General features: G+C 46.0%; 10 protein-coding genes and 1 pseudogene. 6 read left to right on the top strand and 5 right to left on the bottom strand.

All coding sequences use genetic code 11. The features are described 5' to 3' along the window. Positions 1-105 precede the first annotated feature (105 nt). From ACFQS8_RS15605 to ACFQS8_RS15595, 3 genes are all read left to right on the top strand, one after another. A complete protein-coding gene (locus ACFQS8_RS15605; RefSeq protein ID WP_382169110.1) occupies positions 106-921 on the top strand; it encodes an alpha/beta fold hydrolase in 816 nt (271 codons plus the stop codon). A 148-nt stretch (positions 922-1,069) separates the two neighbouring features. Then, positions 1,070-2,401, top strand: coding sequence for an MmgE/PrpD family protein (locus ACFQS8_RS15600; protein ID WP_382169108.1), 1,332 nt, complete (start codon positions 1,070-1,072; stop codon positions 2,399-2,401). Between the two features lie 28 nt (positions 2,402-2,429). Continuing rightward, on the top strand, positions 2,430-3,113 hold the full coding sequence (locus tag ACFQS8_RS15595) for a nitroreductase (RefSeq protein WP_382169106.1): 684 nt from the start codon (positions 2,430-2,432) through the stop codon (positions 3,111-3,113). A 19-nt stretch (positions 3,114-3,132) separates the two neighbouring features. Here the strand turns inward: ACFQS8_RS15595 and ACFQS8_RS15590 are convergent, their stop codons facing one another. Continuing rightward, entirely contained in the window at positions 3,133-4,254 is a 1,122-nt protein-coding gene (locus tag ACFQS8_RS15590) for an NAD(P)/FAD-dependent oxidoreductase (protein ID WP_382169104.1), read from the bottom strand. A gap of 317 nt (positions 4,255-4,571) precedes the next feature. Here ACFQS8_RS15590 and ACFQS8_RS15585 point away from each other — a divergent pair, with 317 nt between their 5' ends. From ACFQS8_RS15585 to ACFQS8_RS15575, 3 genes are all read left to right on the top strand, one after another. Continuing rightward, positions 4,572-5,822, top strand: coding sequence for a type III PLP-dependent enzyme (locus ACFQS8_RS15585; RefSeq protein ID WP_382169102.1), 1,251 nt, complete (start codon positions 4,572-4,574; stop codon positions 5,820-5,822). Between the two features lie 35 nt (positions 5,823-5,857). Next, positions 5,858-6,460, top strand: coding sequence for an SET domain-containing protein-lysine N-methyltransferase (locus ACFQS8_RS15580; RefSeq protein WP_382169100.1), 603 nt, complete (start codon positions 5,858-5,860; stop codon positions 6,458-6,460). A 186-nt stretch (positions 6,461-6,646) separates the two neighbouring features. Then, on the top strand, positions 6,647-7,396 hold the full coding sequence (locus tag ACFQS8_RS15575) for an SDR family NAD(P)-dependent oxidoreductase (RefSeq protein WP_382169099.1): 750 nt from the start codon (positions 6,647-6,649) through the stop codon (positions 7,394-7,396). An 82-nt stretch (positions 7,397-7,478) separates the two neighbouring features. Here the strand turns inward: ACFQS8_RS15575 and ACFQS8_RS15570 are convergent, their stop codons facing one another. The 4 genes and pseudogenes from ACFQS8_RS15570 to ACFQS8_RS15555 form a co-directional block, all read right to left on the bottom strand. Next, entirely contained in the window at positions 7,479-8,243 is a 765-nt protein-coding gene (locus ACFQS8_RS15570; protein WP_382169097.1) for a SapC family protein, read from the bottom strand. 16 nt (positions 8,244-8,259) lie between these two features. Next, positions 8,260-9,774, bottom strand: a complete 1,515-nt coding sequence (locus ACFQS8_RS15565) for a tryptophan halogenase family protein (RefSeq protein ID WP_382169095.1) — start codon at positions 9,772-9,774, stop codon at positions 8,260-8,262. Positions 9,775-9,856: 82 nt separating this feature from the next. After that, positions 9,857-12,610: a TonB-dependent receptor gene (locus tag ACFQS8_RS15560; protein ID WP_382169218.1), complete on the bottom strand. Its 2,754-nt coding sequence runs from the start codon at positions 12,608-12,610 to the stop codon at positions 9,857-9,859. Between the two features lie 485 nt (positions 12,611-13,095). Further along, positions 13,096-13,571: pseudogene (locus ACFQS8_RS15555) on the bottom strand (dihydroxy-acid dehydratase); the annotation flags it as partial.

The following is a 13,571-nucleotide window of genomic DNA, read 5'->3' as shown; positions in this document are numbered from 1 at the left end:
AGAGGCGTACAGGTTGGCTCGTTCAATCTGTACGCTTTCCTTTTCCTCCCAAAGACTTATCCTTTGCTTGCAAAGTTCCTGCCCATTCACAAAAGGAAACGCCCCTTGCCCTCACCTCAGCGTATGTATATAGATGGCGAAATTGGCCAATTGCATGTGTATGTCTCACATGCAGAAAATGCCACAAAACCACCCCTTTATTGTGCCCACCAAAGCCCAAAGAATGGGAGTGAATTTCTCGCCTTCATGACACGTGCCAGCCAAGATAGAAGCGTAGTCGCGATGGATTATCCCGGTTATGGCATGTCAGATCCCGCCCCCAGTGAAGAAGCAACATCTATCGAACTTTATGCCCGCAATTATTGGCGTGTCGCAGATAAGCTTGGCCATAGTCATATTGATGTGTTTGGCAACCATACAGGCGCACAGGTCGCCGCTGAAATGGCAATCATGCGCCCTGAAAATGTGGGTAGTATCGCCATGATTTCTGCAGCTTTGCTAAATGAGGCTGAAGAGGCAGAGTTTCGTAAATACTTCACCCCCATCCCACTGGATGAAGCAGGTACGCGTTTCAAAACAATGTGGGAACGCATCATTGGCGTGCGTGGACCAGATCAAGATTTATACATGCTGGCCCACTCTTTCCGCATGAACTTAATGGGCGGCGAAGCGTATGAATGGGGCCACACAGCTGCGTTCAATCATTGTAAGCGTTTCCACAAAATCCTTGCAGATCTCCCCCACTCCATCACCATTCTGAATCCAAATGATGACCTTGGTGACATCACGCATCGCGCAACGCCGCTCATGCAGAGAGGTGAAATCATTGATCTGCCACAATGGGGGTATGGGTTTATGGATGCCTATACACAACAAGCTGTCGATCTTGTTCTGGGCAAACTAGACGCTGGACGCAAATAGCCCTTATCGTTTCAATTAAAACGGCATGTTTTCACTAGACTTTGAGATACACACGCCTTAATCTGCAAATGATATATCATTTAACTTTGCAACTCCATAAAACGCATCGTTCAACATATTCTAAAGACACTAAGGGGTCAGGCCGAGCATGCAAATGACAATTACAGAGCGCCTCGCAACAATTCTTGGCCGCCCTATTTCCGATGCCGACAGAGAACGCGCGGCCAGCCTATTTCTAGACTGGACTGGCTGCTCTATCGCAGGTCAAAAAGAAGCTGCTGGTCAGAAAATGACAGATGCATTTAGCCTTGCAGCCTTTTCAGATAGTGACGGGAAATGCACACGTATTGGCTCCACGCCCGCGTCTGCGCTGATGGCTGCATTACACAATGGTGCTTTAGGAAATGTGCTTGAAATGGATGATGTGGACAAGCGCGCAATCTTACATGCCGCCCCCACAATCATGCCCGCAGCTTTGGCAATGGCGCAGCATACGAATGCCTCCCCCACCCAAATGTTCAATGCAATCGTCATTGGGTATGAAGCGACAATCCGCATTGGCCGCGCAGTGGGTGCAGGTCATTATGCATTCTGGCACAACACCGCCACATGTGGGCCATTTGGTGCGGCTGCGGCTGCGTGTTATTTACTTGAAGGTTCAGACCTTGTCTCTGCGCTTGGTCTTGCTGGCACGCAAGCTGCCGGCCTATGGCAAACACGCCATGAACCTAACTCAATGGCCAAACAATTACACGCCTCCCATGCGGCCCATGCCGGTGTGATGGGCGCGATTTTGTCTGCACAGGGCTTTGAAGGTCCACGCCAAATTCTTGAAGGCCCGCAAGGCTTTTTCGCAGCCATGTGCCCTGGGGCAAATGTAGAAGATGTGCTGACGCAACCAGATGCATCTTGGGCGCTACATGAAACAAGCATCAAACCCTATCCCGCATGTCGCCATGCACATCCGGCAATTGATGCTGCTTTAAAAGTACATAATGGGGCTGATCTCAATTCAGGACCAATCCTTGTTGAGACCTATAAAGACGCCCTTACATTCTGTGACAAACCCGTACCAACAAGCCCAATCCAGACGAAATTTTCACTCCAACACTCCGTCGCCATTACCTTGCTCAATGGCATTCCTCAATTGGAAGATTTCACAGTCGCGGTCACCAATTCTGCGAGCATCAAAGCTCTACGTGAACGCATTGAAGTGGTTCAAACAGATGAATTCAACGCAGCCTACCCCGCCCATTATGGCGCAGCGGTTACTGTGAATGGCGAACGCTATGTCGCGGCCGATGCTTATGGCGATCCAGAATATCCAATGACGCAACAAGCCATTATGGAAAAAGCCCAAACGCTTATGTTGTATGCAGGCATGAGCGCGAAAGACGCCAACCGTCTATGCAGCGCAACGCTTGCACTTCCAAACGCTGACTCCCTCGCAGACTATATTGCAAATCTGCCTCAGTCATAAACTCAGGACGAAATAAAGGAGAGCTGTAATGAATGTCGAAGACGCTCTTAAAAAACGTATCTCTATTCGCAATTATCTCAGCAAACCTGTTGATGAAGAGACTCTACGTACACTTTTTGAACGGGCGCGCTGGTCTCCTTCGGGCGGCAATATGCAGCCATGGAAAGTGATCGTCGTGACAGGCCAAGCACGCGAAGAAGTCGTTAAAATCGGCATGGACGAAGCCATCGCAGCTTATGCCAACCCAGACTTGCGCCAAGATGATGAGTTTAATGTCTACCCGCCAAATCTCACACCAATTTATAATAATCGCCGCAAGCAAGTTGGCCAAGATATGTATGAAGTGCTGGGCATTCCCCGCGAAGATAAAATCTCACGCTATGCACATGTCGGACGAAATTATGAATTCTTCGGCGCGCCTGTGGGAGTCTTCTTTATAATTGATCGCCAAATGGGACGCGGACAATGGGCCCATTTAGGCATGTTCATGCAATCGGTTTGTCTTGCTGCCACTGAAATGGGGCTTGGCACATGTATACAAGAAGCATGGGCATTTTCACGCAAAAGCTTGGCCAAACATTTTGAACTCCCCGACAATGAAATCCTATATTGCGGCATGTCGCTCGGCTGGCCTGATATGGTTGCACCTTTAAGCAAATTCAGATCAAAGCGCGAAGTCGTTGACAGCTTTGTGCAATTTAAAGGGTTTTAAAATCCCCCGCGCCCCCGCGCTAGATGTCCAGCCTTGCACGCACTATCTCTGCGATTGCGAGGCTGGATGTCAGGCCGGGACTTTCAATCCCGAATAGATGCACCTGCCCTTCTATTGCGTGCGTCTCTGGGCCTAAAATCATAAAATCTGCATTTGGATCATTGGGGGCACTCACCTTGGGTCGAACGCCTGCATAAGCGGGTTGCAGAGCATGGTTAGGTAAATCGGGCCAGTATTGACGAATGGCATCGTAAAAAACATCACTGCGTTTTGGGTCCACATTATAATCAATGTGATCAACCCATTCCACATCAGGACCAAAGCGCGCTTGGCCGCCCATATCTAAAGTAAGATGTACACCCAATCCGCCCTTTTCTGGGACAGGATAAATTAAACGCGAAAACGGTGACTTTCCCTGCAAAGCAAAATAATTGCCCTTCACTAGATATTGTTTGGGAATATGTGCAGCGTGTAAATTTTCTACTTTTTGGGCCAACTCAACCGCACCTAAACCGGCTGCATTTATAAATATTGGCGCATCTATAAAGCACGGCTCCACCCCGCCACACGCAAGCCGTGTGCGGCCATCAGGCAGAGCACTAGCGCCTTCAATGCAGGTATTGAGCACAAGGCTAGCACCCCCCTCTTCAGCCTCGGACCTCAAGGATAGCATATAAGCGTGCGCGTCAATAATTCCCGTAGTTGGAGAATATAATGCTGCTTTTGCACGTACATTCGGTTCAAGTGATAATGTTTGAGATTCATCCATAAATTGCAAATTGTCCACACAATTTAACGAAGCATTTTGGGCGATTTCAATAAGTGTTTTGGTTTGTATATCCGTATTTGCGACTATCAGTTTTCCGCAATTTTTATGCGCAATGCCTCTTTCTTTAAGATAGGCATAAAGCTTGGCTTTTCCTTCAACACAACACTGGGCTTTAAGTGAGTGTTGGGCGTAATAAATTCCCGCATGGATCACTTCAGAATTTCGCGCAGATGTTTCCATTCCAATCATGCTGTTGCGCTCAATTAGCAGAACCTCCCGTCCTGCCAACGCTAACTCACGCGCGATAGCAAGCCCAACAACACCTGCACCTGCGATCACACATTCAGCTTCAAATACAGGCAGACTGGACATTTTTCTTGTTTCCGGCATCAATAAATACTGTACACTAAATATATAATAAACACAATAAGATAGGTTCGAAAACCTGTACCTTTCTTTCTGTAGATTTGTATTCGTTTTCACATAAATACAGGATTACAAAATCAAACACTTTACATGAGATTTTTTTCCGTTATATCGAATTTTACCAAAGATCGACCCAGAGACGATGAGTAAGCAAGGAGATCAGCGGTTCGTAAAGTTACGAGTTTCTCGTTTTTTGTGGATTTAGCTAGTGCTTACAATTTTCATCTTCGCATCATCTGATGCCCTCTCTGAGGAGGTCGCTTATGTCCGTTCCCCAGACCGTTAGCAAACCAGACATCACAGCGGATAAACCATCTGTTGTCTCTAAAACAGCATCTGCAATTAAAGCATCAAACGCCGGTTTTGGACATGGCGTTATCAAAACATCTACAAGCCGCGCTTTGCAGCAATTCATCGCAAACTACACAGGCCCAACCCCTCACCTTGTGGTAGAGCTTGATATTGTCGAACGCAATTACAAAGCTTTAAAAAATGCATTGCCCCAAGCTCACCACCATTACGCTATAAAAGCAAACCCTCATCCGGATTTACTTAAGCGTTTACAACACCTTGGATGCTTTTTTGAATGCGCAAGTATTCAAGAAATAGACATGTGTCTTGCCGCTGGTGCGCAAGCAAAAGACATTCTTTACGGCAACCCTTTGAAAAAAGCGTCTGAAATCAAAGCCGCTTTTGAACGCGGTATTGAACAATTTGTTTTTGATGCAGCACTCGAACTGGACAAAATCATCACGCACGCCCCAGGTGCAAAAGTGGTATGCCGGATCACGACAGATGGGTCTGGCGCAATTTCTCCATTGTCCATCAAATTTGGGTGCCCACCGGATAAAGCAATCGAATGGCTAATTAAAGCAAATGACAACGGTCTTATCCCACACGGTATTTCGTTTCACACAGGCTCTCAGCAGCTAAACCCTAAATCTTGGGATGCCCCTATTCATGCGGCTGCCAGCATATTTGATGCGCTTGCAGATCGCGGCATAAGCTCAATGTCTGTATTAGATGTTGGGGGTGGTTTTCCTACAAATTATCGTAAAGTTGTGCCGCCAATCGACACATTTTGCGATGCTATTGCGCACTATGTAGACACTTATTTCAAAGATAAGAAAAAACCTCTCATCTACACAGAACCGGGCCGCTACTTGCCCGCTGATGCTGGTTTCATCCTCGCTGAAGTCGTCTTAGTCGCGCCTAGCCATACCAACCCTGACATTCGTTGGGTGTATCTGGATATTGGTCGCTATGGCGGATTGGTTGAAACGCAAATTGATTACCCCGTGTATACCCATCATGAAGGCCCTACAGGTCCAGTGATTATGGCGGGACAAACATGCGATTCAAATGATGTGATTTACGCTGAAGAATTTCGCTATCATTTGCCAAATGCTCTTGCCCCCGGGGACCGCGTGATCCTCGCACACACCGGTGTTTATACCACCACCTACTCAACCACGCTAAATGGTTTTCCAAATCTCACTTCCGAATGCATATAATTGCTCAATGCATCCTATTTGAAGGAATAAACTCGATGCATACAATATATCCTGAGACCTTTATCGCAGCACACCGCCCGCCTCACTTAAACAAGAACCAACTCCCCTCTCCACAAGATATTGTGAAGAAAACAACCCAAGAATTTGGCGTTGGTATCTTTGCTGTGCGCGCTTTTAAACGCGGCGAGGTAATTGGAAATTTTATTGCAGAAGAAACAGATCAATTACTGCAGCATTCCTTGCAACGTGCCCCAAACGACAATTTGCACGACCCCTATTTCATAGGAATGCTTCTACACAGCTGCGATCCAAATGTGGTTTTGGATATGCACGATCAAAAGGTATTCTGTGTACGTGATATCGCTATTGGTGAGCCATTATTCATGGATTATGCATCCACTGAAGATGTATTATTCAACCAATTCGCCTGTAAATGTGGCGCAGCAAATTGTCGTCATTGGGTAACCGGACGCGCCGAATTTGTTAGCCCAGAAGGACTTGCGTACATTCACAACATGACGCGCTCAAACGTAATCGCAATTGAAACACACGAAGATTTCGTTTTTGCAGAAGATGCTGATGACATGCCTGTTTATGGCCCTCTTTTGGATCAGGCCGTGCGGGCTGCGTCTGAATAATTTGACTACATTCTGGTTTTGGTTGAGGGCGTGCACATTCACACGCCTAATTCCAAAATCAGGAATGGTATCCATACACTCTATTTCATTATATTGTCATACAATATGCCATCGAGCACATGGCTTTTCCAAAAAATTTGATCTATCCTTGGCTATCTCTTAATTCTTGAAGATACAGGAAATTTTGTGTCAGATTCTGTGATTATTACTGGTGCTCAAGGTGGAATTGGTGCCGCTTTATGCAAAGCTTTCAAAGATGAAGGCTGGTTTGTTATTGCAACAGGCCGGAATGCTGCTTCAGATATGGATGCGCAGCTTTTTGATGCTTTCATTATAGCAGACCTCAACGAGATCGCGACATCACCAGACAAAGCCGCACAGTTTAAACAAGACGTTGAAAAGCATACAGACGCACACCCTTTAAAAGCGCTTGTCAATAATGCTGCAATTCAAATTCTTGGTCGTACAGAAGACTTAAAACCTGAAGACCTGACACTTAGCTTCAACGTAAATGTGCTTGCTCCTTTTATGCTCACTCAGCAATTTTTGCCAGCGCTTACCGCTCAAAATGGCTCCGTCCTGAATATAGGTACGGTCCATGCTCAATCCACTAAAGCTGAATTTCCCGCGTATGCGACAACCAAAACAGCAATGCATGGGCTGACACGCGCTTTAGCAGTGGATTTGGGCGGACGTGTACGCGTCAATACACTTGCGCCAGCAGCGACAGAAACACCTATGCTAAAAGCTGGTTTCGAAGGCAAACCTGAAGCCTATCAAGCACTTGCCCAAGCCCATCCGATTGGGCGCATAGCCGATGTATCTGAGATTGCGCAAGCCGCGCTCTTCTTATGCTCTGATAAGGCCAGCTTCATAACTGGTTCCACCTTATATGCTGATGGCGGTGTGCTTTCCCGCCTGCATGACCCTGCTTAGTTCCAATTGATCCCTCCCTGATCATATGCCGTAAATTGGTAACTAAAACTCGCCCACGACTCCCCAGTCGTGGGCTTTATTTTTAAAAGGTCTGAATATCTTTTGCCAGCTCTAAGCTAATTTTGCTTATGGGAGAAAAACGTTTCGATGCATTGTTCTTTCTAATAAGTCCATTCAATTGGAAAATTGAAAACAACAAGGCATAAATAGGTCCGAGAAATCCACGCCCATTTAAATCTGCGAGAGCCTCTGTGCTCAGTGATTTAAACCTGTCCTCATTGATTGAACTTAGCCCACCAATCTTATTGGTCTGCCCATCAGAATACTGCACCGAAATGACGAGCGAGCTAATCAATTCGTGCTGGACCAGCGCTTGAAAGAAAGCATCCGTAAGCTGGGCGTTCTTCATATTTTCAATCAATTGCGCCTTGATTGGACTTAGCCATAAAGCTGGCTGACCACTCGCATCCATCAAAGGCTGTCCTTCCGCTTTGGAGAATGCAGGAAAGGATTCATCAATTGCAAAATGCGGATTTTGCGGGTCACTATCATTTGCCATCAATGCAAAAGGGAAAGTATGCATCTGTGACGGCGTGAAGCTCGATTGCCAGCCATCATCATCTAAATATAAGTTTTTACCCGGCTCAAAACTGGTTAAAGCAGAAAGGGAAAAACCTCCCTGCCCTGTAACGCGGCTAATCAAAACCGGAAAGTCAACAATTGCCCGACTTAACTCCGCAACATTCAACGCAATCATATGGCGTCCAGCCGCAAACATTTGAGCGCGTTGCTGTGTGACTTTAAGGTCTTTATGGCGTGCAGCATCAAGCGGCGTAAGTTTTGTCATAATAGATCCATTGGTTTTAACCGGTGCTAAGCCAGTGATTTATGTAGTTTCTGTGAGGTGGCAAATCTTGCAATAATTGCCGCGTCAATGTTTGGTTTTTCTCGATGATACGCTTTGCGGTCTGCTGCTGATCATACAAATAGGCTTGAGTATCAAAATCAGGTTTGAACCCCATTCCATACAGAACATATTGATAGCTTGCTGCAGGAAATAGTTCTGCAACACCATCAAAATCAGACTTTTGCGGCCCCCTATTTTTCCAGACACACAAATCTTCTTGTAGACTTATCGGAATTGTCGCTTCATCTGTATGTGCGCGCCAATACGGTTCATCCCGTTTTGTGAGGCTATAGTGCAGTTTTAAAAAGTCAGTTATGCGCTGCCACCGATAATCCATCTGCTGATTGAAACGTTTTTCAACAATTGGCAGCAATTTTTCATCAGCATAGATATTTTCAGCCACATACCGCGCCGCTACTTCAACCAGCATAATTGCTGTTGCTTCTAATGGCTCAACAAACCCACCTGACAGACCAATGCCTACACAATTGTGTTTCCACGCTTTTTGTCGATATCCTGCTTGAAACTTGATCCGATTAATCTGCAGATCATCTATTGGAGCGCCAACATAATTGGCTAGATTGTCGAAGGCTTCATCTTCGGAAAGAAACGCACTCGAGAAGACATGCCCAATTCCGCGTCTATGCGTGAGACCGATATCCCATATCCATCCCGCATTCTGACCAGTTGCGATAGTGTGACACGCGATGGGCGCGTGTTCATCTTTATAAGGTACGCGCAATGCCAGCGCTGTATCATTGAATAAAACATCATCTATTGATTTGAACGGAACCTTGAGTGCTTGGCCTAACAATAAAGACCTAAACCCTGTGCAATCAACATACATGTCCGCACTTAAAGAAAACGCTTCACCTTCGCGTTCCAAATTTAAGTTTGCAATATGGCCCTGATCGTCAAGCACAACCTCTTTCACAGTGCCGGTATGATGTTGTACGCCTAAAACATCTCGGCAGTGCTCTTTAAGCAGATCCCCTAACGCACCTGCATCCAAGTGGTAAGCATAGTTACATACACCTTGAAACTCAGCTTCTGTAGGTGCGCGCGGCGCTAAACCGGCGTCACATATCGCGGCTTGGTAATTGGCGTCATCTGCAAAACTTTGAACATCTTCGAGATAGGGAGCCAGATCAATGTTTCCATACCCGAGCGGCACCGTAAATGGGTGATAATACTGGTGATTATCACTCGCCCAATTTACAAATTTCGCCCCTTGTTTGAATCCCGCAAAACAACGTTTAAACAGCGTTTTTTCGTCAATTCCAATAGAGCGTATTGTGTTGCGTAAAGTCGGCCATGTCCCCTCCCCAACCCCCACTGTGGGGACATCTGCAGCTTCCACCAGATGAATTGTAAACTGGTCTTTGGGTCTATTCTTATGGTGTGACGCGATAATGGCAGCACTGAGCCAACCCGCAGTTCCACCTCCAACAATAAGTATTGATTTTTGCATATGGATATTCTCCAACAAAAAGGGCCGATAGGATGAACCTACCGGCCCTCAATGAGCTTAGCCTGAATTAGCTAAATGTGAACTACCATTTAGCGCGAACACCCACTGCATAACGAGAACCATTGTTCTCAATGCTGTATATTTGGTTCGGGAAACGTCCTGTTTGTACAAGCTCTTCTTCAGTGATGTTAATACCTTCAAAGAAGACTGTGTAATTGTCAGTTATGTTGTAACTGGCGCTCACATCCCACTGACCATAAGCATCTGTGTTAATTGGCTCACCGTTAAATCCATTGTCGATACGACGCAGGAATTCATCACGGAAGTTGTAAGCCACACGCGCTTGCATTCTGTCTGTCTCGTAGAAACCAACAATGTTGTAGGAGTCACCAATCCCCTCAAGTGAGAAGTTTGTTGCCGAGTTTGGATCAATAGTGACGTCACTGCTTACCAATGTTGCGTTTGCAGACACACCAAACCCATTATCGAGCAAGTGAGTGATAGCAATCTCCACACCTTCAACAGATGCTGTTTCACCATTGCGTGGACGGCTTACAGAATAAATTTCTGTTTCACCATTTAGCTCATCCGTGTTGGCAACAATATCAAACCCTGGACGTGTTGGGTCTAGGTCTGTGCCCTCTGCACAATTATCAGCTGCACAACGGAAACCATCAGCCGCAGTACGGTTTGACAGAGTATATGTTTCATTACCAGTTAGGCTCACAATAATATCATCGATATCTTTGCGGAATGCAGCAATGGAGAACATGCTGTCATCAGAGTAATACCACTCATATGACACTTCAAAGTTCGTTGAAGTGAATGGGTTTAGTGCTGGGTTACCACCACTCGCAGTCAAGTTTTGACGACGCGGCTCACCAAAGTTGGTTGCAGGAGACAATTCAGACATTGTCGCACGCGTCATAGATTCATATGCCGCAAAACGAATTTTCATGTCTTCATGAGCATCAAAGGCAACGTTGAAATTACCTAGGAAATTGTCGTACTCACCGCTCTCAGTAATGTCTGTAGCTGGACCAAAGACGTTTGAGAACAATGTTAAATCTGTTGTTGGAACAACATCCACAATGAAGCTTTGAACGGCCGATACATCCACGCTCGTGTCCGCATAACGCATACCAGCATTAATCTCTACTGGAATGTTCGCGGCATCAAATCCAAAAGTGAAATCAACATACGCACTCGTAATGTCTTCTTTTACTTTGTAACGGTTGTTTTGAAGCGATGTTTCAATTGGAACACCTTGGTCTGCAAGATATTGAACATATGCATCACCATCATAGGCGTAGAATGTGTCAATCAAGCCATCAAAGAAATTGTTCACTGTTACAGGCGCAAATCCGATTACATCGTTTGGCGCGGGTGTACCATATCCACAGAACGCACATTGGCTTCCGAAGATTTGGAACTGAGACTTTTCACGTGACTGGTTATATAGACCAAAGCGAACAGCTTCTACAGCATCTGAATCTGGCTCATACACGAAGTCAGCTTTGAACTCAGTGATCTGATCTTCATCAGTCGGCTGATTACCTTTTTCATTGTAGTGCAAACGGCTACGGCTAGCGTCTGGCACACCACCATTCTCAAAACCAGCGTGCTGAACTGTTGGTGTTCCACCCGTTCCATCAAAGGAATAGCTGTTGATGATACCCACAACGTTGAAGCGGTCACGCCCTGCACGGTCATTTTTAGCGGTAGAGTGTGAGAAGTCGAAATTACCGTTGAAATTATCTGAGATATTCCAATCAACATTGAAACCCAGACCTAGAGTTTCAGAATCACGAGAGTTACGTGTGTGAGACACAAAGTCACTTGCAGGGTCTCCACTTCCTCCCGACAATCCAACATCCTGAGAGAATGTTAGCAAAGTGCCGTTTTCGTCGATTGTTGCATTCCCTACACGGTCTGGCTCAAACCAAGAGGCAAGATCTGTAACTTCTGAATCCACTTCAAACTTAGATACAAATCCATCCAATGTAAGTGTGAGGTCGTTTGTGGGAGCATATTGCAAAGCCAAGCTTGCATTTGTACGTGTACGGTCTTGAATATCAACAACTTGGTCCCAGTTCCGCGGGATGTAAGCGTCTTCAAAAAGGACACCATCTTCATTGTTGGATATTGTTTGACCCGGACGCCATCCAGCTGTCCCAATACCATTGGATTGCAACTTACGTTGTTGGTGGCTTACAGCAGCCAGTACACCAAATTCTTCATTTGCACCGAAAGTGTTGCTAACCAAGAAAGATGCTGCGGGTGATACTTCTTCTGAAAGGCTCTCATAAACGCCTTTTACAGATCCAGCCATTTGGAAACCTGGGTTATCAAACGGACGCGCTGTAGAAACGTTGATCGTTCCCCCGATACCACCTTCTTGAAGTGTCGCTTGTCCACTTTTATAGATTGTCGCACCGTTGATTTGCTCAGCTGCCAACACGTCAAAGTTAAATTCACGACCACCACTATCTGTCGCGATTTGACGGCCATTTAGCAAAACAGTGTTGAACTGGGGTCCAAGACCACGCACAGTTACTGCTTGCCCCTCACCGCCACTACGGTCGATGGCGATACCAGGAATACGTTGCAAAGACTCAGCAACGTTTAGGTCAGGGAATTTACCTACATCTTCTGAAGCGATAGAATCGGAAACACCGCTTGTGTCACGCTTAACGTCCATCGCGCGCTTCAAACTGCTGCGGATACCCGTCACAACGATTACGTCCAGATAGTTTGTGTCGTCCGCACTTGCTTCGCTTGCTGTTGTCTCTTCAACAACATCTTGAGCGATAGCTAAAGGCGCAAATGTGAGCATTGCTGCTCCACATGTTGCACCCAATAAAATATCTTTAAAGTTTCTCATACGATCCTCCCGATTATTATTTTTCTGAGCATATTTTTAATGCTGTTCTAGAACTCCGCCATGGCCTTTATGGAATGGATTTGTGTTTTTTGGGGTGCTCGGATCATTCTTCATCGCCCTAAAACTAGCGAAATATCTACTAATACGCATATTCCGGTGCATTTTGGGCTGATTTTCGATAAAATGGTCAATCTTGCAGGCAATTGAGAATTCCTACAAATTCATATCGATTCTGCTAATTATATTATAACTGTGACCAATATGTAACGCATACCCCAACGGAATATATTTCAGCCCGCCTCATTTTAGCATAAAAAAGGGAATAAACCCGTAGAAGAATGACTATTCTCCCCTTAGTTTATTCCCTTAATTTTTACGAATATACGTGAATTTTAGACTCTGTTTGAGGTCTTCTCACACTTCAAAGCGACACAAAATTAATGCGATTCTCGTTTAACTTCGTCTCCTGATTTCCCAACGAGGAAGTCAAGGTCACAGCCCTTATCTGCTTGCAGCACATGCCCGTGATTGAGCTTTAAATAACCGCGTGCGGGGGCGTGTTGCGCTGGTAGTTTTGCATTCTCTTGGGCGCGCTTTTCCAACGTATCGGCATCCACATTCAGCTCAAGACGGCGCGCTTTTGCATCCAGTGTAATCATATCCCCTGTGCGCACCAGATTGATCGGTCCACCCGCAAGGCTCTCAGGCGAAACATGCAAAATAACCGTTCCAAAGGCTGTGCCACTCATGCGCGCATCGGAAATACGCACCATGTCACGCACCCCTTTTTCAAGCAGCTTTTGCGGCAATGGCATATTCCCAACCTCAGGCATGCCCGGATACCCTTTAGGGCCACATCCACGCAGCACCATGAAGGAATGCTCATCAATCTCAAGATCAGGGTCATCCACCT

The organism is Hirschia litorea, assembly GCF_042665075.1.
GTDB lineage: Bacteria > Pseudomonadota > Alphaproteobacteria > Caulobacterales > Hyphomonadaceae > Hirschia > Hirschia litorea.
This window is presented reverse-complemented; position numbering and strand designations above follow the sequence as displayed.

What these genes read in the sequence shown, in the direction of transcription:
- ACFQS8_RS15590 (WP_382169104.1), bottom strand. Translation starts at nt 4,254, where the DNA reads ATGTCCAGTCTGCCTGTATTTGAAGCTGAATGTGTGATCGCAGGTGCA.
- ACFQS8_RS15585 (WP_382169102.1), top strand. Translation starts at nt 4,572, where the DNA reads ATGTCCGTTCCCCAGACCGTTAGCAAACCAGACATCACAGCGGATAAA.
- ACFQS8_RS15565 (WP_382169095.1), bottom strand. Translation starts at nt 9,774, where the DNA reads ATGCAAAAATCAATACTTATTGTTGGAGGTGGAACTGCGGGTTGGCTC.
- ACFQS8_RS15560 (WP_382169218.1), bottom strand. Translation starts at nt 12,610, where the DNA reads ATGCTCACATTTGCGCCTTTAGCTATCGCTCAAGATGTTGTTGAAGAG.
- ACFQS8_RS15600 (WP_382169108.1), top strand. Translation starts at nt 1,070, where the DNA reads ATGCAAATGACAATTACAGAGCGCCTCGCAACAATTCTTGGCCGCCCT.
- ACFQS8_RS15580 (WP_382169100.1), top strand. Translation starts at nt 5,858, where the DNA reads ATGCATACAATATATCCTGAGACCTTTATCGCAGCACACCGCCCGCCT.
- ACFQS8_RS15595 (WP_382169106.1), top strand. Translation starts at nt 2,430, where the DNA reads ATGAATGTCGAAGACGCTCTTAAAAAACGTATCTCTATTCGCAATTAT.
- ACFQS8_RS15570 (WP_382169097.1), bottom strand. Translation starts at nt 8,243, where the DNA reads ATGACAAAACTTACGCCGCTTGATGCTGCACGCCATAAAGACCTTAAA.